The sequence below is a fragment of the Stutzerimonas sp. R40042 genome (assembly GCF_026642215.1).
GTDB classification, from domain to species: Bacteria; Pseudomonadota; Gammaproteobacteria; order Pseudomonadales; family Pseudomonadaceae; genus Stutzerimonas; species Stutzerimonas frequens.
Genome location: NZ_CP113258.1, coordinates 1,247,377 through 1,268,048, shown reverse-complemented (window position 1 = coordinate 1,268,048; position 20,672 = coordinate 1,247,377). Strand labels below are relative to the sequence as shown.

23 protein-coding genes are annotated in these 20,672 nt (G+C 61.7%); 7 read left to right on the top strand and 16 right to left on the bottom strand.

Going from position 1 to position 20,672, the window contains the following annotated elements; all coding sequences use genetic code 11:
- Window positions 1-252: 252 nt before the first annotated feature.
- Window positions 253-1,008: a helix-turn-helix transcriptional regulator gene (locus OUY36_RS05995; RefSeq protein WP_267937161.1), complete on the bottom strand. Its 756-nt coding sequence runs from the start codon at window positions 1,006-1,008 to the stop codon at window positions 253-255.
- A 125-nt stretch (window positions 1,009-1,133) separates the two neighbouring features.
- Between OUY36_RS05995 and lon the strand changes: the two genes are divergently transcribed.
- The 4 genes from lon to cmoB all read left to right on the top strand — a co-directional run bounded on the left by lon (window position 1,134) and on the right by cmoB (window position 5,846).
- Window positions 1,134-3,521 (top strand): endopeptidase La, encoded by a 2,388-nt coding sequence (gene lon, locus OUY36_RS05990; protein WP_267932358.1) that lies wholly within the window; start codon window positions 1,134-1,136, stop codon window positions 3,519-3,521.
- Window positions 3,522-3,668: 147 nt separating this feature from the next.
- Entirely contained in the window at window positions 3,669-4,070 is a 402-nt protein-coding gene (locus tag OUY36_RS05985; RefSeq protein WP_063541171.1) for a protease inhibitor I42 family protein, read from the top strand.
- Between the two features lie 73 nt (window positions 4,071-4,143).
- Window positions 4,144-4,887 (top strand): carboxy-S-adenosyl-L-methionine synthase CmoA, encoded by a 744-nt coding sequence (gene cmoA / locus OUY36_RS05980; RefSeq protein WP_110777845.1) that lies wholly within the window; start codon window positions 4,144-4,146, stop codon window positions 4,885-4,887.
- On the top strand, window positions 4,884-5,846 hold the full coding sequence (gene cmoB, locus OUY36_RS05975; protein WP_267937158.1) for a tRNA 5-methoxyuridine(34)/uridine 5-oxyacetic acid(34) synthase CmoB: 963 nt from the start codon (window positions 4,884-4,886) through the stop codon (window positions 5,844-5,846). The genes cmoA and cmoB overlap by 4 nt, the downstream gene beginning before the upstream one ends.
- A gap of 15 nt (window positions 5,847-5,861) precedes the next feature.
- On the opposite strand, the gene OUY36_RS05970 is transcribed toward cmoB, so the two are convergent.
- Window positions 5,862-6,149: a hypothetical protein gene (locus OUY36_RS05970; protein WP_174214571.1), complete on the bottom strand. Its 288-nt coding sequence runs from the start codon at window positions 6,147-6,149 to the stop codon at window positions 5,862-5,864.
- 134 nt (window positions 6,150-6,283) lie between these two features.
- On the opposite strand from OUY36_RS05970, the gene OUY36_RS05965 reads away from it, so the two are divergent.
- On the top strand, window positions 6,284-7,237 hold the full coding sequence (locus tag OUY36_RS05965) for a LysR substrate-binding domain-containing protein (protein WP_267937156.1): 954 nt from the start codon (window positions 6,284-6,286) through the stop codon (window positions 7,235-7,237).
- The gene (locus OUY36_RS05960) at window positions 7,222-7,428 is read left to right on the top strand and encodes a DUF2905 domain-containing protein (protein WP_110777849.1); all 207 of its coding nucleotides are present in this window, start codon (window positions 7,222-7,224) and stop codon (window positions 7,426-7,428) included. Before OUY36_RS05965 ends, OUY36_RS05960 begins: the two co-directional genes overlap by 16 nt.
- A 53-nt stretch (window positions 7,429-7,481) precedes the next feature.
- Here OUY36_RS05960 and pdxJ read toward each other — a convergent pair whose 3' ends face one another.
- The 12 genes from pdxJ to rpoE all read right to left on the bottom strand — a co-directional run bounded on the left by pdxJ (window position 7,482) and on the right by rpoE (window position 17,927).
- On the bottom strand, window positions 7,482-8,228 hold the full coding sequence (gene pdxJ, locus OUY36_RS05955) for a pyridoxine 5'-phosphate synthase (protein WP_102840697.1): 747 nt from the start codon (window positions 8,226-8,228) through the stop codon (window positions 7,482-7,484).
- Window positions 8,221-8,910 (bottom strand): DNA repair protein RecO, encoded by a 690-nt coding sequence (gene recO, locus OUY36_RS05950; protein ID WP_102840696.1) that lies wholly within the window; start codon window positions 8,908-8,910, stop codon window positions 8,221-8,223. The genes pdxJ and recO overlap by 8 nt, the downstream gene beginning before the upstream one ends.
- Before the next feature lie 48 nt (window positions 8,911-8,958).
- Complete coding sequence (gene era / locus OUY36_RS05945) at window positions 8,959-9,870, bottom strand: GTPase Era (protein ID WP_267937154.1); 912 nt, start codon at window positions 9,868-9,870, stop codon at window positions 8,959-8,961.
- Window positions 9,863-10,552, bottom strand: coding sequence for a ribonuclease III (rnc, locus tag OUY36_RS05940; RefSeq protein ID WP_013982082.1), 690 nt, complete (start codon window positions 10,550-10,552; stop codon window positions 9,863-9,865). Before rnc ends, era begins: the two co-directional genes overlap by 8 nt.
- Window positions 10,549-10,926, bottom strand: coding sequence for a DUF4845 domain-containing protein (locus OUY36_RS05935; RefSeq protein WP_063541164.1), 378 nt, complete (start codon window positions 10,924-10,926; stop codon window positions 10,549-10,551). The genes rnc and OUY36_RS05935 overlap by 4 nt, the downstream gene beginning before the upstream one ends.
- Before the next feature lie 92 nt (window positions 10,927-11,018).
- On the bottom strand, window positions 11,019-11,873 hold the full coding sequence (gene lepB, locus OUY36_RS05930; protein ID WP_063541163.1) for a signal peptidase I: 855 nt from the start codon (window positions 11,871-11,873) through the stop codon (window positions 11,019-11,021).
- A gap of 1 nt (window position 11,874) precedes the next feature.
- A complete protein-coding gene (gene lepA / locus OUY36_RS05925) occupies window positions 11,875-13,674 on the bottom strand; it encodes a translation elongation factor 4 (protein ID WP_063541162.1) in 1,800 nt (599 codons plus the stop codon).
- Window positions 13,675-13,864: 190 nt separating this feature from the next.
- On the bottom strand, window positions 13,865-15,286 hold the full coding sequence (locus OUY36_RS05920) for a DegQ family serine endoprotease (RefSeq protein WP_063541161.1): 1,422 nt from the start codon (window positions 15,284-15,286) through the stop codon (window positions 13,865-13,867).
- Window positions 15,287-15,321: 35 nt separating this feature from the next.
- Window positions 15,322-15,774 (bottom strand): SoxR reducing system RseC family protein, encoded by a 453-nt coding sequence (locus OUY36_RS05915; protein ID WP_267937153.1) that lies wholly within the window; start codon window positions 15,772-15,774, stop codon window positions 15,322-15,324.
- Window positions 15,771-16,715: a MucB/RseB C-terminal domain-containing protein gene (locus tag OUY36_RS05910; protein WP_267937152.1), complete on the bottom strand. Its 945-nt coding sequence runs from the start codon at window positions 16,713-16,715 to the stop codon at window positions 15,771-15,773. The genes OUY36_RS05915 and OUY36_RS05910 overlap by 4 nt, the downstream gene beginning before the upstream one ends.
- Before the next feature lie 8 nt (window positions 16,716-16,723).
- Window positions 16,724-17,314, bottom strand: coding sequence for a sigma-E factor negative regulatory protein (locus OUY36_RS05905; protein WP_133456069.1), 591 nt, complete (start codon window positions 17,312-17,314; stop codon window positions 16,724-16,726).
- A gap of 31 nt (window positions 17,315-17,345) precedes the next feature.
- Window positions 17,346-17,927, bottom strand: a complete 582-nt coding sequence (gene rpoE / locus OUY36_RS05900) for an RNA polymerase sigma factor RpoE (protein ID WP_003282114.1) — start codon at window positions 17,925-17,927, stop codon at window positions 17,346-17,348.
- A 348-nt stretch (window positions 17,928-18,275) separates the two neighbouring features.
- Here rpoE and nadB point away from each other — a divergent pair, with 348 nt between their 5' ends.
- On the top strand, window positions 18,276-19,892 hold the full coding sequence (gene nadB, locus OUY36_RS05895; RefSeq protein ID WP_102840690.1) for an L-aspartate oxidase: 1,617 nt from the start codon (window positions 18,276-18,278) through the stop codon (window positions 19,890-19,892).
- Here the strand turns inward: nadB and OUY36_RS05890 are convergent.
- Entirely contained in the window at window positions 19,861-20,316 is a 456-nt protein-coding gene (locus OUY36_RS05890; protein ID WP_063541156.1) for a protein YgfX, read from the bottom strand. The two genes, nadB and OUY36_RS05890, sit on opposite strands and share 32 nt — an antisense overlap.
- Window positions 20,300-20,554, bottom strand: a complete 255-nt coding sequence (locus OUY36_RS05885; RefSeq protein WP_003293594.1) for an FAD assembly factor SdhE — start codon at window positions 20,552-20,554, stop codon at window positions 20,300-20,302. Before OUY36_RS05885 ends, OUY36_RS05890 begins: the two co-directional genes overlap by 17 nt.
- Window positions 20,555-20,672 lie beyond the last annotated feature (118 nt).

The window sequence follows — 20,672 nt, the reverse complement described above, 5'->3', positions numbered from 1 at the left end:
CTTGTGATGGTGTCTGCTTATAGGTCTAGTCCACGGCCAGGCTGTTGGTGCAGCACAAGACAATGAGCCAGGTCGGGACACGGAATGTAGGGGCAGCGTGACGCGTCGTTCTTGCGCAAAACTACGGAAGTTTTACGAAAAACTCCGGAAGCCGGACGCCGAAATACGACGGCAATAAAAACGCACCAGCATGGCGCAGGAATCTGCGCGCGATAGCTGAAGAGCCCGAAAACAGGGCGACCTGAAGAAAGCTCAGGAGTCCGACTTGCGCAATCCGCGAGGGGTCAGACCGAGGTAGCGGCGGGTCGCCGTGGTCAAGGCGCTCTGGCTGGAGAAGCCGCACTCCTCGGCAATCCGCACCAGCGGCAGCGGCGTCTCGCGCAGCAGGCGGGCGGCACGGTCGAGGCGGGTCTTGAGCAGGTACTGGTGCGGCGTGAGGCCGACGCAATCCTTGAACTGGGCGTGAAAGTGGCTGGGGCTGAGGCAGACTACCTGGGCCAACTCGGCGACGGTGATGCGTCGCGCCATGTTGTCCTGGATATGACTGTCCAGCCGCTGCAGATCGAGCGGGCCGGCCGGTCGCTGCTGGGACTCGCCGAACAGTCGCAGGTGCAGCGCCCGCAACAGCACGCCGCCCAGCGCCCGGGCCAGCAGCGGATCGCTGCCGTAGCGCGCCAGCTCGGCGCCGGCGTAGGCCAGCAGATTCTGGAAATCGGCATCCAGCGCCGGATAGCGCGGCGCCTCGAACAGGCGGGCCAACAGCGCAGGGTCGTCGGTGACAATATCCTGCTCGTCGAGATCGATGATCAGCATGCGGTTGTCGCCCATGCCGGCGAAGCCGTGGTCGGCATCGCCCGGCACCAGGCAGGCACGCATCCGGCAGACTTCGCCACCCGAGCCATTGACCTCGAATTCCGCGCGCCCAGAGAGCGACATCACCAGCTGGTGATAGTCGTGGGCGTGCTGGTGAGTCTGGTCATCCAGGCGAAGCAGACGGGCGTTGAGCATGATGGGCACCTGTGCGTGCAAGCACTGTACCTAAGCCGGAATGAAGTGCCCACCCCCACGCGACGGGATTGAAATCATCCGCGCCACCACCCATCTAAGGTGCACGTATTCGCAACGGGTGCCGCATGAACGACGACATCAATCAGGATCATATCGAGCAGGAAATCATCTCCTCCAACGGTCTCGTGCTGCCCGATCAACAGCAGCCGGACAAGCTCTACATCATCCCCGTGCACAACCGGCCGTTCTTTCCGGCGCAGGTGTTGCCGGTGATCGTCAACGAAGATCCCTGGGCCGAGACCCTGGAACGCGTGGCCAAGACGCCGCACCAGCGCGTGGCACTGTTCTTCGTCGACTCGCCGGTGCTGGACATGGCCACCTTCGACCCGGACAGCCTGCCGGAGCACGGCACCATGGTCCGCGTGCACCACGCCTCGCAAGAGGGTGGCAAGCTGCAGTTCGTCGCCCAGGGCCTGGCACGGGTGCGCATCCGCGGCTGGCTGCGGCGCAAGCCGCCGTATCTGGTGGAAGTCGATTATCCGAAGAGCGATGACGACCCGCGTGACGAGGTGAAGGCCTACGGCATGGCCCTGATCAACGCGATCAAGGAGCTCTTGCCGCTCAACCCGCTGTACAGCGAGGAGCTGAAGAACTATCTCAATCGCTTCAGCCCCAACGACCCGTCGCCACTGTCGGACTTCGCCGCCGCGCTGACCACTGCGCCTGGCGCGGAGCTGCAGGAAGTGCTGGATACCGTGCCGGTGTTGAAGCGCATGGAGAAGGTGCTGCCGCTGCTGCGCAAGGAAGTGGAAGTCGCCAGGTTGCAGAAGGAGCTGACCGGCGAGGTGAATCGCAAGATCGGCGAACGCCAGCGCGAGTTCTTCCTCAAGGAACAGCTGAAGATCATCCAGCGCGAGCTGGGCATCACCAAGGACGACAAGAGCGCCGATGCCGACGAGTTCCGCGCGCGCCTGGAAGGCAAGGTGGTGCCACCCGCCGCGCAGAAGCGCATCGACGAGGAGCTGAACAAGCTGTCGATCCTCGAGACCGGCTCGCCGGAATACGCCGTCACCCGCAACTACCTGGACTGGGCCACCGCCCTGCCCTGGGGCGTGCTGGGCAAGGACAAACTCGACCTCAAGCGCGCGCGCAAGGTGCTCGACAAGCACCACGCCGGCCTCGACGACATCAAGAACCGCATTCTCGAATTTCTCGCCGTCGGTGCCTTCAAGGGCGAGATAGCCGGCTCCATCGTGCTCTTGGTCGGCCCGCCGGGCGTGGGCAAGACCAGTATCGGCAAGTCCATCGCCGAATCCCTCGGCCGACCGTTCTATCGTTTCAGCGTCGGCGGTATGCGCGATGAGGCGGAGATCAAGGGTCACCGTCGCACCTACATCGGCGCGCTGCCCGGCAAGCTGGTGCAGGCACTCAAGGATGTCGAGGTGATGAACCCGGTGATCATGCTCGACGAGATCGACAAGCTGAGCAGCAGCTACCAGGGCGATCCGGCCTCGGCGCTGCTGGAGACGCTGGACCCGGAGCAGAACGTCGAATTCCTCGACCATTACCTGGACCTGCGCCTGGACCTGTCCAAGGTGCTGTTCGTCTGCACGGCCAACACCCTGGATTCGATCCCTGGCCCGCTGCTCGACCGCATGGAGGTGATCCGCCTGTCCGGCTACATCGCCGAGGAAAAGCTGGCCATCGCCAAGCGCCACCTGTGGCCCAAACTGCTGGACAGGACCGGCGTACCCAAGCAACGCCTCACCATCAGCGACAGCGCCATGAAAGCGGTGATCGAAGGCTATGCCCGTGAAGCCGGTGTGCGTCAGCTGGAGAAGCAACTGGGCAAGCTGGTGCGCAAGGCCGTGGTGCAGTTGCTGGAAGACCCGCAAGCGGAGCTGAAGATCACGCCGAAGGACCTGGAAAGCTACCTCGGCAAACCGGTGTTCCGCAGCGAACAGGTGCTCTCCGGCGTCGGTGTGATCACGGGCCTGGCCTGGACCAGCATGGGTGGCGCCACGCTGCCGATCGAGGCCACACGCATCCATACGCTCAACCGAGGCTTCAAGCTCACCGGCAAGCTCGGTGACGTGATGAAGGAATCGGCGGAGATCGCCTACAGCTATGTCAGCTCGAACCTGAAAACCTTCAAGGGCGATCCGGAGTTCTTCGACCAGGCTTTCGTGCACCTGCACGTGCCGGAAGGCGCCACACCCAAGGACGGCCCCAGCGCCGGCATCACCATGGCCAGCGCCCTGCTCTCCCTGGCGCGCAACCAGCCGCCGAAGAAAGGCGTGGCCATGACTGGCGAGCTGACGTTGACCGGTCACGTATTGCCGATCGGCGGCGTGCGCGAGAAGGTGATCGCAGCGCGGCGGCAGAAGATCTTCGAGCTGATCCTGCCGGAAGCCAACCGCGGCGACTTCGAAGAGTTGCCCGACTATCTCAAGGATGGCCTGACGGTGCATTTCGCCAAGCGCTTCGCCGATGTGGCCAAGGTGCTGTTCTGACGCGGGACAGGATGCAGAACAGCTGTAGTCGAGGGGTGGAGGTCGCGCTGCGCTTCTACCCTTCGGGGCCGATGCAGACCGAGTGCGCGCCTGCAACCGAGCTCTTTTGGGCTATCCTTCCCAACTCATTTCCGACCGGTGCCGATCATGTCTTTCGACATCCCTCGTCTGTTGCTGCCCGCCAGCTTCGCCCTGCTCGCTGCCTGCGCAAGCAACGACAAGACGCCCTCCAGCGTCGTGCTCAGCGACGACAGCCGCTGTCCGCAAACACTGCAGAGCGGCCAGCAACTCATCATCAGCCTGCCGAGCAACCCGACCACCGGCTATCGCTGGATTCTGCACGAAGCCGCCGCGGAGCAATTGCGCAGCCTCGGCCCCGAGGTGTTCAGCAATCCGAAGGCCGACATGATCGGCGGAGATGGCCTGTCGACCTGGCGCTTCGAGGCACAGGAGTCCGGCAGCGGCCGGCTGTACCTCACCTATCAACGTCCGTGGGAGGCCGACGCCGAGCCAGCGGGCATGTTCGATTGCCGGATCGAGGTACGCTGAGTCGGGCGGAGCCCGCGGCGAGCATGGTTTCGGCTACAATGCCGCCCCTTTTTCACACACGCCGCCCGACACCGTGAGTCACGATCCCGACCGTCTGTTCGCCCAGCCCCTGCCTCGCATTCAGGACTTCGTCTTCAACGAGGACGTGGTGCGGGTGTTTCCCGACATGATCAAGCGCTCTGTGCCCGGTTACCCGACCATCGTCGAGAACATCGGCGTGATCGCCGCGCAGTTCGCACAGCCGCATACTCATCTGTACGACCTCGGCTGCTCGCTGGGGGCGGTGACCCAGGCGTTGCGACGCCACGTGACCGCCGACAACTGCCAGGTCGTCGCCGTGGACAACTCCGCGGCAATGGTCGAGCGCTGCCGCGAATACCTCCACGCACAGGACTCGATGTTCCAGGAGCTGTTGCCGGTCGAGGTCATCGAAGCCGACATCCTGGCTCTGCAGTTCCAGCCCAGCTCGCTGGTGGCGCTGAACTTTACCCTGCAGTTCATCGCACCGGAACAGCGCCCGGCGCTGCTCGGTCGCATTCGCCAGGCCCTGGTGCCCGGTGGCGCGCTGATCCTGTCGGAAAAGCTGCGCTTCGAAGATGAAGACGAGCAACAGTTGCTGACCGACCTGCACATCGCCTTCAAGCGCGCCAATGGCTACAGCGAACTGGAAATCGCCCAGAAGCGCAGCGCCATCGAAAACGTGATGAAGCCCGACAGCCTGGAAACCCATCGCCAACGGCTACTGGATGCCGGCTTTTCCAAGGTCGTGCCCTGGTTCCAGTGCCTGAATTTCGCCTCGCTGATCGCCCTGCCATGAACCTCGACCTGACTCCCCTCGCCTGGCGCCTGGCCGGCACCCCGCTGGCCGCCTGGGCCAACGGCGTTCAGCAGCAGCTGGACGCCAAGCTCGCGGTCGGTCACGGTGATCTGCCGCGCTGGCGGCGCGCCGTCGACGCGCTGCCAGCGCTGGCGCCCGTGCAGGTCGAACTGCGTGACGGCTTCCGCCTCGACGCGCCCTGCGACGACGCCACGCGCCAGGCCACCCACGACGCGCTGATGGGGCTCTCGCCATGGCGCAAGGGTCCGTTCGACGTGTTCGGTGTGCATGTCGATACCGAGTGGCGCTCGGACTGGAAGTGGGACCGGGTTGCGCCGCACCTGAATCTGGCTGGCAAACGCATCCTCGACGTCGGTTGCGGCAACGGCTACTACATGTGGCGCATGCTCGGTGCCGGCGCCGACAGCGTGGTCGGGGTCGACCCGAACTGGCTGTTCTTCTGCCAATTCCATGCAATGAAGCGCTACCTGCAGGAGCTGCCGGTCTGGCATCTGCCGTTCGCCCTGGAAGAACTGCCGGCCAGGCTCGAAGGCTTCGAAACGGTGTTTTCCATGGGCGTGCTCTACCATCGCCGCTCACCGGTCGACCATCTGCTCGACCTCAAGGACTGCCTGGTACGCGGCGGCGAGCTGGTGCTGGAAACACTGGTGGTCGAGGGCGACGAGAACACCGCCCTGGTACCGGAGGATCGCTATGCGCAGATGCGCAACGTCTGGTTCCTGCCCTCGGTGAAGGCGCTGGAATGCTGGTTGCGCCGCGCCGGCTTTGCCGACGTGCGCTGCGTGGACGTCAGCGTGACCAGCATCGCGGAACAGCGCAGCACCGAGTGGATGCGCTACCAGTCGTTGCCCGACTTCCTCGACCCGCAAGACCACCGCAAAACGATCGAAGGCCTGCCGGCCCCCATGCGCGCCGTGCTCCTCGCCCGCAAGCCCTGACGGCAGGTTGGCCGCTCAACGAGTGGCGCGCGCAGTGCCGCGGTGCTTGCGCCGCTTCGCTACCAACTGACGCAACGGCGTATTAGCCATTTCACCGAGCCGGCGCCGATCCAGATCGCGCGACGCCAGTTGCCGATCATCCAGCTTCAACAGTTGCCGATACAGGCGTCGCTGCCGCCAGGCGCGAAACCAGTCCTGCAAGCTGCGCTGCAGATCCAGCGGCCACATGGCCGGCATATAGAAGTCCGGCATCTGCGCCTCGGATTGTTGCCGTACATGGGTATCGCGTCGTTCACCAGACATGCTCACCTCCGCTTTGGCTCTCGGTGGCCACGGGCTTGTGGCGCCACCGGTTGCCTACAGGATGAGCGGGCCTCAACCGTTCAAACAAACGACTAATATGAAAGCCTGTGTTCAGAAAAATTGAAGCCTTTCCTATGCCCGAGCCGCTTGAGCAATCCACTACCCCTTCGACGCCCCTGCTGGAAAGCGATGTGCTGCGCACCTTTGTCGCCATTGCCGAAAGCGGCAGTTTCACCCGTGCCGCTGGGCAGATCTATCGCAGCACCTCGGCGGTCAGCATGCAGATCAAGCGCTTGGAAGAAACCCTCGGGCGCTCCCTGTTCGTCCGCGAGGCGCGGCAGGTGCGCCTGACACCGGCCGGCGAGATACTGCTCGGCTATGCCCGGCGCCTGCTCAAGCTCAACGAGGAGGCCATCGCGCACTTCCTCCAGCCAGCGCTGCAGGGGCGCGTGCACTTCGGAACGCCGGCGGATGTCGGAACGCGCATCCTGCCCGGTCTGCTGGCGTTGTTCGCCCGCAGTCATCCCGGAGTCGAAGTGGATGTGTCGGTCGCGCGCAGTATCGATATGATCGAGCGCATCGACGCAGGCGAACTGGACCTCGCCCTGGTCACCGTAGGCAACCTCGGCCAGGACGATTCGCGGGGCGAGCCGATCCATAGCGAGCCGCTGGTCTGGGCCGGGCGCAGCGGTGGTGTCGCCGCGCTGCGCACGCCGCTGCCGCTGGCGCTGGCCAGCCCCGATTGCGCCTGGCGACGGCAGGCGCTGGATGCCCTCGACCGCGCCGGTCGCAGCTATCGAGTGGCCTACTCCAGCGAACAGACTTCGGGACAGGAGGCCGCGATGATTGCCGATCTCGCCATCGCGCCCTATCCATCAAGCCTGATTCGCCCGCCCCTGCAGCGCCTGGATGGTCAGTATGGGTTGCCAGAACTGGGCGAGTATCAGATCAAGCTGCTACGCGGCAGCAATCGGAGCGAAGCCGTTGAGGTGCTGGCCGCACAGGTGATCGCCGCCTTTGTCGAATACCGCACACGACCGGCCACGCGATTGGAGCGAAACGAGGAGATGAAATGGCACGCTGGATGATCGTGGCGGGCGCTGCCCTGCTACTGCTCGGCATCGCCTGGCACTATTTCCCATGGCTGCTGAGCTGGTTCGGTCGATTGCCCGGCGACATCCGCATCGAGTCCGAACGCAGCCGGGTGTTCATCCCAATCACCTCGATGGTGATCCTCAGCGTGGTCCTGACCGTGCTGATCAACCTGTTCCGCCGCTGAGCAGCGCCGTCCTGCGGAAGACCGCAACTGCGCCCTCCAGCGGATGGCTTGTCTCACCCCCGCGCTGCGGCGCTGAGGATCAGATGCTTCATTTCCTTGACCGCCTGCTTGAAGCCGACGAACAGCGCATGGGCGACGATGGCGTGGCCGATATTCAGCTCGTTGACGCCACGAATGGCGGCGATGGCTTCGGCGTTGTGGTAATGCAGGCCATGGCCGGCGTTGACGATGAGTCCGTGACTCAGGCCGGCCTCGACACCGTCGCGAATGCGCGCGAGCTCGCAGGCCCGCTCGGCAACGCTGTGGGCATCGGCATAACGGCCGGTATGCAGTTCGATAGCCGGTGCGCCGACACGAGCGGCCGCCTCGATCTGCCGCGGCTCGGCATCGATGAACAGCGAGACCTCCGCGCCACAGCCACGTAAACGCTCAACAGCCTCGCGAATGCGCGCTTCCTGCCCGAGCACGTCCAGCCCGCCCTCGGTAGTCAGCTCCTGACGCGTTTCCGGGACCAGGCACACGTGCTCCGGACGCAGCTGCTCGGCGAATGCGAGCATCGCCTCGGTGACCCCCATCTCGAAGTTCATCCTCGTCTGCAACGCGTCCTTCATCATCAGCACATCGCGCTCCTGGATATGCCGACGATCCTCGCGTAGGTGCACCGTGATGCCATCGGCACCGGCCTCTTCCGCATCCAGCGCGGCCTTGACCGGGTCCGGATAGCGGGTGCCGCGGGCCTGACGCAGTGTGGCGACGTGGTCGACGTTGACGCCGAGCAGAATTCGATTGGCCTCAGTCACGCGGAGCCTCCTTCAGGTTCATGAACAGTTCGCGGCTGACTAGCGGTCGGCCGCCTAGATGCGGTGCCAGAGCCTGGCGCATCAGCCGCTTGGCGGCGGCGAGCGCGCCCGGCACCTGCCAATCGGCCTCGGCCATGGCCAAGAGTTCCGCGCCGTTGAACAGCCCAGGCTGGAAGCCCACAACCGGCTCCAGGCCGGCGTCCGGCACCAGCCGATACAGCCGCTGCGCATCGATAGGCTGACCGGCGATATCGATGTCGAGGGCGAAACCATAGCCCAGTTCGTCGAGCAGTCGCCATTCGAAGGCCCGCAGCAACGGTTCCAGCGGCCGGTGCTCGGCCAGCGCCGGTAAGGTCGCGACATAATGATCGAACAACGCGGGGTGCGCGTCTTCGGCAGGCAGCAGGCGAATCAGCAGCTCGTTGAGGTACATACCGCTGAACAGCGCCTGGCCATCGAGCCAGTGCGCAGGGCCGGCGCTTTCCAGGCGGGCAACGGTTTTCAGCTCGGACTTGCCGCGCAGTTCGACTTCCAGCGATACGAACGGGCGAATCAGGCTGCCGGCCTTGCCACGCGCGGCACGCATGACGGCGCGCAGCCGCCCCTGCGGAGTAAACAGGTCGACCAACGCGCTGCTTTCCTTGTACGGACGGCTGTGCAGAACGAATGCAGGCTGGTGCATGGCGGGCCAGGGCGTGCGCGATGCGCACGGGTGAGTGCGAAGGTGGTGTTACTGATAGCCCAGCGAATGCAGTGCGCGCTCGTCGTCGGACCAGCCACCCTTAACCTTGACCCACAGGTTGAGCATGACCTTGGAGTCGAACAGCACCTCCATGTCCTTGCGCGCTTCCTGGCCGATGCGTTTGATGCGCTCGCCCTTGTCGCCGATGATGATCTTCTTCTGCCCGTCGCGCTCGACCAGAATCAGCGCGTGGATGTGCAGCACGTGGCCTTCCTGCTTGAAGTCCTCGATTTCGACGGTGATCTGGTACGGCACCTCGGCGCCAAGCTGACGCATGATCTTCTCGCGCACCAGTTCGGCGGCGAGAAAGCGGCTGCTGCGGTCGGTGATCTGATCTTCCGGGAAGAAGTGCTCGCCCTCAGGCAAGCGCTCGGCCACCAGCTGTTCCAGGGTTTCCAGATTCTGCCCGTGCTGCGCGGAGATCGGCACGATCTCGGCATTCGGCAGCTGCTCGGCCAGCCAGCGCAGGTGCGGTAGCAGCTCGGCCTTGTCCTCGATGCGGTCGGTCTTGTTGACGGCGACGATCAGCGGCCCGGTGACGTATTGCACGCGCTCCAGCACGGCCTGGTCTTCTTCGGTCCAGCGAGTGCGGTCGACGACGAAGATCACCACGTCGACGTCCTTCAGCGCCGAGGCCGCGGTGCGGTTCATATAGCGGTTGAGCGCGGTCTCGCCATTCTTGTGCAGACCGGGCGTGTCCACATAGACAGCCTGCACGCCGCCTTCGGTCTTGATGCCGAGCATGTTGTGCCGCGTCGTCTGCGGCTTGCGCGAGGTAATCGCCAGCTTCTGCCCGAGGATGTGGTTGAGCAAGGTGGATTTGCCGACGTTCGGCCGGCCGACGATCGCGACATAACCGCAACGGCTGACGTCTTCGGATTGTTGCTGCTCGTCAGTCATGTCCGTTCTCCACGCCCAGGGCGATCAATGCGGCTGCGGCGGCAACCTGTTCGGCAATGCGGCGACTGGCGCCCTGCCCATGAGTTTTGTCGTTGAGCAGGGCCACCTGGCATTCGACGAAGAAGGTGCGGCAATGCGGCTCGCCCTGAATATCCACGACTTCGTAACGCGGCAGTTCGCAGGCACGCGATTGCAGAAACTCCTGCAGGCGGGTCTTGGGATCCTTATTGGTATCCACCAGGGTCAGGCCCTGAAGCTCGTTGGCCAGCCAGGCGATGACCCGCTCACGAGCGACGTCCATGCCAGCATCGAGATAGATGGCGCCGATTAGCGCCTCAAGGGTATCGGCGAGAATCGATTCACGGCGGTAGCCACCACTCTTGAGTTCTCCGGAGCCGAGGCGCAGATGGTCACCAAGCTCGAAGCCGCGTGCCAGCACGGCAAGCGTCTCGCCCTTGACCAGCCGGGCCCGCAGGCGCGACAGCTGGCCTTCGCGGGCCTGTGGGAAATGGTTGAAAAGCGCCTCGCCGGCAACGAAGTTGAGGATGGCGTCACCGAGAAACTCCAGACGCTCGTTGTTGCGTCCGGCATAGCTGCGGTGCGTCAGAGCCAGGAGCATCAGCTCCTGGTCCTTGAATTGATAGCCGAGCTTGCGCTCGAGGCGGGCTAACGAAGTGCTCACGGCATCCTTAGGCGATATTCTTTGTCGAAGTTCGCCACCAGATCGAGATTGCGGATCAGCGGCTCGCGTTTTTCGTACTTCAGGTGTGCCCTGAATTCATTGTTCTGGATCTCGACCTTCAGCGCTTCCTTCAGATCGATGTTCTGAATGCCGTTGACCTGCATCCCCTTGCTGACATGACTATAGAACTCCCCGACGCTGTGAATCTCAAGCGCTTCGTCGGTCTCCACAGACTGGATGATCTTGTCCATGGACATGTAGTCGAAATAGTGCGGGAACATCTTGAACCCGGTGCTGGCTACGAATGCCACAACCGCCAGGACCATGATCCAGCTCAGCATGGACAGCCCTTTCTGCGAACGCGCAAAACTCATGTCGACCTCTATGTCGTAAACGATACCCACCGATCGGGGCCGGACAAATATAGCGAGCCCGGCTCGTTCGGCGGGGGCCGTAATTCACAGCTTCAGTGAATCAGGCCCACGCGGGAGAAATTCGGCAGGTTGCTGAGCTTGGGATCCGGCCAGCTCATCCAGACGGCGAAGGCCTTACCCACGATGTTGCGGTCAGGAACCATGCCGGCCAACTCGGCCGGAATCGACTCGTCCTGCCAGTAGCGGCTGTCATTGGAGTTGTCGCGGTTGTCGCCCATCATGAAGTAGTGGCCGGCAGGAACGGTCCACTGCCGACTCGGTTCGATCCGATAGCGCCCCATCTCCTTGCGAATCAGGTGCTCGACCTCACCAAGCTTCTCCCGATATAGCACGGCGCTGCCGAGGCTGCCCGGCTCCTCGCCGATCAGCGTCTCCGCCACCGGCTGATCGTTGATGAACAGCCGACGATCGCTGCTGTAACGCACGGTGTCGCCCGGCAAACCGACGACCCGCTTGATGTAGTTGATGTTCGGTTGACTCGGATAGCGGAAAACCATGACGTCGCCGCGCTTCGGATCGCTGACCTCGATTACTTTGGTATCCACCACCGGCAGGCGGATGCCATACGCGAACTTGTTCACCAGAATGAAATCGCCGACTTCAAGCGTAGGGATCATCGAGCCGGAGGGGATCTGGAAAGGCTCGACAAGGAACGAGCGCAGCACCAGCACGATGGCCAATACCGGGAAGAAGGATTTGCCGTATTCGATCAGCAGCGGCTCCTTGTTCAGCGCCTCGAGCGTCGATGGATCGATTTCCCCGGTGCGCCCTTCGTAGTTAGCGATCGCAGCCCGGCGCCGCGGGGCGAAAAACAACAGATCGCTCAGCGCTAACAGGCCGCAGACGGCCACGGCGATAACCAGCAACAGCGGGAAATTGATCGACATATCAGCTATCTACCTTCAACACCGCGAGGAACGCCTCTTGCGGAATCTCCACGCTGCCTACCTGTTTCATGCGCTTCTTGCCGGCCTTCTGCTTCTCCAGCAGCTTGCGCTTACGGCTTACGTCACCGCCGTAGCACTTCGCCAGAACATTCTTGCGCAGCGCCTTGACCGTGGTCCGCGCGACGATCTGCCCGCCAATGGCCGCCTGGATCGCCACATCGAACATCTGTCGAGGAATCAGTTCTTTCATCTTCTCGGTCAGTTGTCGGCCCTTGTAGTGGGCATTGTCGCGATGCACGATCAGCGCCAGCGCGTCGACCTTCTCGCCATTGATCAGTACGTCGAGCTTGACCAGATTGGCTGACTGAAAGCGCACGAAGCTGTAATCCAGCGAGGCGTAACCTCGACTGACCGACTTCAGGCGATCGAAGAAGTCCAGCACTACTTCGCTCATCGGCAGGTCGTAACGCACCTGCACCTGCGAGCCGAGGAACTGCATGTCGCGCTGTACGCCGCGCTTCTCGATACACAGCGTGATTACGTTGCCCAGATGATCCTGCGGGACCAGGATGTTGGCCTGCACGATCGGCTCGCGCATGTCTTCAATGGAGGACAGATCCGGCAGACGCGAAGGATTGTCGACATAGATGGTGTCGCCATTCTTCAGTAGCAGCTCGTAGACTACGGTCGGCGCGGTGGTGATCAGATCCAGGTTGTACTCGCGCTCCAGGCGCTCCTGGATGATCTCCATGTGCAGCATGCCGAGGAAGCCGATGCGAAAGCCGAAACCCAGCGCTTCGGAGCTCTCGGGCTCGTACTGCAGCGCGGCGTCGTTGAGCGTGAGCTTCTGTAGCGCCTCGCGGAAGTCCTCGAAATCATCGGAGCTGACCGGGAACAGGCCGGCATACACCTGCGGCTTGATGCGCTGAAAACCAGGCAGCATCTCAACGTCCGGCGTGCTTGAAAGCGTCAGGGTATCGCCCACCGGCGCACCATGGATGTCCTTGATGCCGGCGATGATGAAGCCCACTTCACCGGCTTTGAGATCCGCTGTGGCGGTGTGCTTGGGCGTGAAGACGCCCACACTGTCGACCTGGTGGACTTTGCCGGTGGATTTGACCAGCACCTTGTCGCCTTTCTTGATGCGCCCGTGGCGTACCCGAACCAGCGATACCACACCCAGATAATTATCGAACCAGGAATCGATGATCAGCGCCTGCAACGGCGCCTCGATCTCACCGGTTGGCGGCGGGATGACCTGAACCAGACGCTCGAGCACGTCTTCGACACCCATACCGCTCTTGGCGCTGCACGGGACAGCATCGGTGGCATCGATGCCGATGATGTGTTCGATCTCTTCCTTGACGCGCTCAGGCTCGGCCTGGGGCAGGTCCATCTTGTTCAGGACCGGCATGACCTCAAGACCCTGCTCGATGGCGGTGTAGCAGTTGGCGACCGATTGCGCCTCGACACCCTGCCCGGCATCGACCACCAACAAAGCACCCTCACACGCAGCGAGCGAACGGCTGACTTCATAGGTGAAGTCGACGTGGCCTGGCGTGTCGATGAAATTCAGCTGGTAAGTCTTTCCATCATTCGCCTTGTAATGCAGCGTGACGCTGTGGGCCTTGATGGTAATACCACGCTCACGCTCGAGATCCATCGAATCCAACACCTGAGCGGCCATTTCTCGCTCGGACAGGCCACCGCACATCTGGATGAACCGGTCCGCCAGGGTGGACTTGCCGTGATCAATGTGGGCGATGATGGAGAAATTGCGGATATGACTCAGGTCACTCACAGCTCAACACTCGGAAAAGACGCGGGCCGATTGCCCGCCGAAAATAGCCGCGAAGTGTAACTGATCAGTCCCGGCAGTGCCACGTACAAGCCATCCGCAGATGATCCGCAGCGTCGGCGAGGGCATTCAGGCGGCCGGAGCAAAAAGAAAGGGCGGCCAAAGCCGCCCTTTATTCACCGCTGCTCCGCGCCTAGTCCGCCAGCTTGAACGTGATGAAGCTGGCACGCCCTTGACGCAGGACGCGCATCGATACCGAACGATTTTTCGGCAATTGCTCGGCAACCTGGGCGAACGTCTCCGCCGAATTGATAGCCTGGTTGTTCAGGTGGGTGATGACATCACCTGGGCGCAGACCGATCATCGCCGCCGGGCCATTGAGAATCTCCGTGATGACCACACCACCCGGCAGGTCGAGACTCTTTTTCTGCTCGGCGGTCAGCTCAGTCACTTTTACACCCAGGCGGTTATCACTACGCTCCTGCCCGCTACCGGAAGCCGCCACCGGCTCACCCTCGTCCGGCATCGCACCGATCTTCACATCGAGCATCTTGCGATCGCCATCACGTACCACTTCCATCCGAGCCTTGCTGCCAGGCTTCAGCGCTCCTACCAAATGCGGCAGATCTGCCGACATGACGATCGGCTTACCATCGAGACTGAGGATGACATCTCCTACGCGCAACCCACTTCGTGCAGCAGGACCACCGTCCATCACCTGAGCCACCAATGCACCGGCCGGGCGCTCGAGGCCGAACGACTCCGCGAGATCCTTGTTTACTTCCTGAATCACGACACCGAGCCAGCCGCGGCTAACCTTGCCGTCGGTGCGCAGCTGATTGGCCACGTCCATCGCCACGTCGATCGGAATCGCGAACGACAGCCCCATGAAGCCACCGGAGCGAGTGAAAATCTGAGAGTTGATGCCGATCACTTCGCCGTCAAGATTGAACAACGGCCCTCCGGAATTGCCTGGATTGATCGCCACGTCGGTCTGAATGAACGGGACATAGCTTTCATTGGGCAGGCTGCGGCCGGTTGCACTGACGATACCTGCGGTCACGGTATGGTCAAAACCAAACGGCGAGCCGATAGCCAACACCCACTCGCCGGCTTTGAGCTCATCGGAGCGGCCGATCTTCACGGTTGGCAGACCTTTACCTTCGACCTTCAGCACAGCCACGTCGGACCGCGGATCGGCACCGACCAGCTTGGCTTCCAGCTCACTCCGATCCGGCAGCCTGACGATGATTTCATCGGCATCGGCGACTACATGGTTGTTGGTGAGCACGTAACCATCTTCAGAGATGATGAAGCCAGAACCAAGAGATTGCGCTTCGCGTTGCTGGCCACGCCCCGGCGCGCCTGGCATCTGCGGAATGCTATGTTCGAAGAACTCACGAAAGATCGGTGGCAATCCCTCCAGCTCCGGCATCTGAGCCGTTGCGCTGCGCACGGGCACCTTCTGCTTGGTACTGATGTTAACCACCGCCGGCGATGCACTTTCAACCAGCGGCTTGAAATCAGGCAAAGCCGTTTGCGCTTGCGCCACCAAGGCCTGCCCAAGCAAGGCCAGGCCTGCCATGAAGGCAAAGCAGCTGTTTCGATTGAACATGACTACAAGTCTCCCCACTGATAAAATAAGGAAGCTCAGGGACTCGCTGGCCCCGCGAGCATGGCGCGCAAGATCACTGGCTGCCAATCAGGATTGCTCGCCGTACGCCGAGTCCGCATACGCACCAACAGCCAGGAAGCGAAGAATCCGCCGCACCCTGAGAAGATGATGACCGGCTCGTACGATGAAAACTGGGCGGCCACCACGGCGGCGATCATCAATATGATCAGAGGAAAAAGATAGACAAGGACGGCACCGCGCAGCAACACATCCTCGCGAATGCCAACGATAACGGAATCGCCAACCTGCAGCTGAATGTCCGTCAAAGCGCGAACCAACCCGCGCTTCTCGCGGAGGCCGAGGGTATCCATCAACCCCTGACCACAGCCATTTTTTGCGGAACAACCGGAACAGGTACTCTTGCGCCGCGTCTCGACCCAAACCGCGCCCTTATCGAGCGCGACTACCCGCCCCGGTTCTTCAATCATTTCTGCGTCTGTTCCGCATCGGCCCGCATCGAAAGCGCTACTCGCTCGGCAGTCCCTAGCGGCACTTCACCCACGACCGTCACCATGACATCACCATCGGCGGTACTGATGCGTTTGGATACCGCAACCGTTGGCCCCATCTGGCTGCGAGCATCCTCAACCAGCGCCCCCCGCAGCGGCTCGAGAAATACCGAAAACTTGGCAAGGCCATCGCCGTAGGAGAGCCAGGAAACCGTTTCCGATGAGGCGGGGCTAGGCCGTTCATGTGCATCGAGCAGCTTGAAACCTGGGGGCAACCAATCGGTGCGCCACTTTGATGTAGCGCTTGCTGTGCGCTTTTCCATCTTTACAGGTTTACAGGCCTGACTCGGCGAAAGCTGCTCCGCACTGACTGGACCGGCGGCGAACTGTGTGAACTGAAAACGTTCCAGCAACTGGCCTTTTTCGTTGAGCATCAAAGATTTGAGCGGTAGCGCAGTGTCCCGATCAAGATGCAATTCGAAGCCATAGCGATGCTGATCCCTGGGAACCACTGCCAGTGCTACGGAAGTACGTCCGGCAACCCGGGAATCGCCCAGCTCGCGGAACTCGTACCATTCGGAAAGCGCTTTTGGATCCAGGCGCTGGCCGGTCCATGCTTGCCCTTCGCGCACCTGCGCAGCCAGGTCATCCGATGCGCACTGCACCTGGCCATCCTTCAGGACAACCTCGGCAGGCTCACCGTCGAGCTGTAACAAACGCTCGCGCACCTGATCTCCGTCCACTTGTTGCCAGACGGAATGACTGGAAAAACTGCCATTCCGTTCGTAGACGAAAGTACCTGTATAGCTCTGATTCTGCTCTGCTGAAGCCAAACGACCCATCCAGGTCTCAGCATCAGCGGCAAGGGCCGGCATAGAAAGCCAGCCCCCCATCACCACATACAGCGGTAATACGCGCATGTTTCTCCCTAACGTTCTTCCATGCTGGCCGCACGAGCGTACGGCAGCGCGCTCTCCGATCCATTACCAAAGGCAGCCTGCTGCGCATGCTGACGAACATAAGAAGGCAGACGCTCCTCATGCCAGCGCTCGATCGGGGCGTTCTCCGCCGCAGTCTGGACAGGCATCTGCGCTTGCTCACTGTAACCCGCCAGTACCGTCGGCCCCTGATTGGCTTGCGGCACCGAAATACTTGGCTGCGGAGCCTGTTGCGCAAGCTGCGGACCAGCCACTTCGCTCTGATTGTACAACCGCACCCCAGCCAGAACAGCTACCGTAACAGACGCTGCTACAGCAATGCGCCCGAAACTCTTCCAACCACTGCGCTGCTGCGTCTGAACCGGCGCGGCCTCGTCAGCCAGCGCAGCCGATACCGCTGCTGCGATATCCAAACGCGGCTCGATCAGTTCCTTGTGCATTGCGGCACGGGCGAGCTGATAACGTGACCATGTGGCCCGCAGCTCTGGGTTGTCGCCTGCGAGTACGCGACGTAATTCCAACTCGTCCGCTTCGTTATCCATCACCGCGGACAGCGATTCATGCAGGGCTTCACGACTCATGGCGGTTCCTCTCTTGGCTGTCGCCGCTGTCTCAGGATTCATGCAACAAGGGTTGCAACGCTTTATCTATGGCTTCACGTGCCCGGAAAATCCGAGAACGCACTGTGCCCACCGGACACTGCATGACGCTCGCAATGTCTTCATAACTAAGACCATCAAATTCGCGTAGTGTTAGAGCCGTACGCAAATCTTCGGGCAAAAGTTGAATGGTTCGATGAACGGTATCTTCAATCTCATCCCTGAGCAGCGAGCGTTCCGGTGACTCGATGTCCTTGAGGGCGTGATCGCCTTCATAGAACTCGGCATCCTCAGAGCTCACATCACTGTCCGGCGGACGCCTTCCACGCGCCACCAGATGATTCTTCGCCGTATTGATGGCGATGCGGTACAGCCACGTATAAAAAGCACTGTCCCCGCGGAAATTGGCGAGTGCGCGATAGGCTTTGATAAACGCCTCTTGCGCGACGTCTTGAGCTTCGTGGGAGTCATGAACGAACCGCACGATCAACCCAAGGATCTTGTGCTGGTACTTCATCACCAGCAGATCAAACGCCCGCTTGTCTCCACGCTGCACTCGTTCAACCAGTTGCTGGTCCTGCTCCTGAGTCAGCATGAACGCTCCTCCCTATCGGAGTAGCGTCGCTCACTCCAGCGAACCGACCTGCCAGAATAGACCCGGGCTTTACGCAAAAGTTCTCCCCCCTCCTAGCAAGCTATCCTGCAATACCTGACGGCGATTGCACCACAGCGAAGCGTCAGATCAGCTGACGACGCCGTCCTGGTGTCCATAGCAAGCCTGAGCCGCCCACGTCGCATGGCCAGCCGGCTTACATCCACAACTGCCTATTGAGTAGCTTGGTGTACTAAAAGTTCCCACCGTTAGAAGCGAACGACACTGCAGTCTATTTTGGCGCGACCTCACGTCTATATACTAGGCCACGTTTTCTCCACGGAACTGGACATGAACCAGGCTCAACTATACGACGTGTTAGTCATTGGCAGTGGCGCTGCCGGCCTGACTCTGGCACTGAATCTCCCCGAGAGCCTTCGCGTTGCGGTGCTCAGCAAAGGTGATCTGGCCAATGGCTCGACCTTTTGGGCCCAAGGCGGCGTCGCGGCAGTTCTGGATACAACTGACACCGTGGAATCACATGTCGCTGACACGCTGATCGCAGGTGGAGGCCTTTGCCACGAGGACGCCGTTCGCTTCACCGTGGAGCATAGTAACGAGGCAATCCAGTGGCTGATCCAGCAAGGCGTGCCCTTTACCCGCGACGACACGCCGAATCGAGAGGACGGCGGCTTCGAATTTCACCTCACACGCGAAGGCGGGCATAGCCATCGGCGCATCATTCACGCAGCCGATGCAACCGGAGCAGCAATCTTCAATACGCTGCTTGGACAAGCCAGGCAGAAACGCAACATCGAACTACTGCAACAGCGCGTCGCTGTCGACCTGATCACCGAGCACAAGCTCGGTCGTCCAGGCAGGCGCTGCCTGGGCGCTTACGTGCTCAACCGCAACACCGGTGAAGTGGAAACTTTTCAGGCGCGCTTCGTCGTATTGGCGACCGGGGGCGCTGCGAAGGTTTACCTGTACACAAGCAATCCGGACAGCGCTTGCGGTGACGGCATCGCCATGGCGTGGCGCGCGGGCTGCCGCGTCGGCAACCTGGAGTTCAACCAATTCCACCCGACCTGCCTGTATCACCCGCAAGCCAAGAGCTTTTTGGTCACCGAGGCTCTGCGCGGTGAAGGTGCGCTATTGAAACTACCGAACGGCGAGCGCTTCATGCCGCGCTTCGATGCCCGGGAAGAGCTGGCTCCACGCGACATCGTCGCACGCGCGATCGACCACGAGATGAAGCGCCTTGGTATCGATTGTGTCTATCTGGACATCAGCCACAAGCCTGCGGAGTTTATCAAGAGCCACTTCCCCACCGTTTACGAACGATGCCTGGAGTACGGCATCGACATCACCAGCCAGCCCATCCCCGTCGTGCCAGCGGCCCACTACACATGCGGCGGCGTGGTCGTTGATCAGGCCGGTCGCACCGACATTCCAGGGCTCTACGCAATAGGCGAAACCAGCTTCACGGGGCTGCACGGCGCCAATCGCATGGCCAGCAACTCATTGCTGGAGTGCTTCGTCTATGGTCGCGCTGCAGCGAAGGACATCCTGCGCGAGCTGCCCAATTGCGCAAACCCGACGACACTGCCTGCCTGGGACGCCAGCCAGGTCACCGACTCCGACGAGGACGTGATCATCGCCCACAACTGGGACGAGTTGAGACGCTTCATGTGGGACTACGTCGGCATCGTTCGCACCACCAAGCGCCTGATGCGCGCCCAGCATCGGGTGCGCCTGCTGCTCAGCGAGATCGACGAGTTCTACAGCAACTACAAGGTCAGCCGCGACCTGTTAGAACTGCGAAACCTGGCGCTGGTAGCGGATTTGATGATCCGCTCGGCAATGGAGCGCAAGGAAAGTCGTGGGCTGCACTACACCCTCGATTATCCCGATCTGCTCGCCCATGCCGCGGACACTATCCTGGTACCGCCCACCTACGCCGACTGAATTTAAGACGCACCCTCAGGCGACGATGCTGATCCTGCCGCAGCGCGTCGCAGGGCACGCAGACACTGCCGGCAAAACGGCGTCCCGGCACACGAAAACGCAGCACTATGACCAGCGGCAGCGCCAGGCTGTCCGGCAGCAGTTGTATTGGCTGCCAACCCTGCCCAGCACTCCATAACTGCCAACCGTGCTCGTCGTGGCGCAGGCCACGCCAGGCCCCTTCCGCCGACAGCAAAATGGCCTTTGGCAGCACGTACCAAGCATGTACGCCGCACAACAGCCAGCAGCCCAGCGACGCCCAGCCAGACAGGCCGGACAGTGCAATGGCCATCAGTGCGAACGACTGAACAAGCAGGTAAAAGGCGAACAGCAGCCGCGAAGGCCGCCAGTGACATTCGAAGTGCTGGCTACTTGGGCTGGACACGATCGAGAATCATGCGGACCATGCGACGCAGGTCCTCGTCTTCTGGTTCGCCTCGCTGCATGAACCAGCCGAACATGTCCTGGTCCTCACAACTCAACAGCTTGCGGTAGCGACGCTGATCCTCTTCATCGAGTCCCGGATAGACTTCCTTGACGAAAGGCACCAGCAGCACATCCAGCTCCAGCATGCCGCGGCGACTTTGCCAGAACAGACGATTGAGTTCGGATTGCTCGGCCATACAACGGCTCCTTTTGAGAAGGCCGGCATTATAACGGCTGTCTCGCACTCATCAGCCGCTTTTTTCACCCGTCCGCAACGGCCACTGCGCAACCGTTTTCAGCGGCCTGCTATGATGT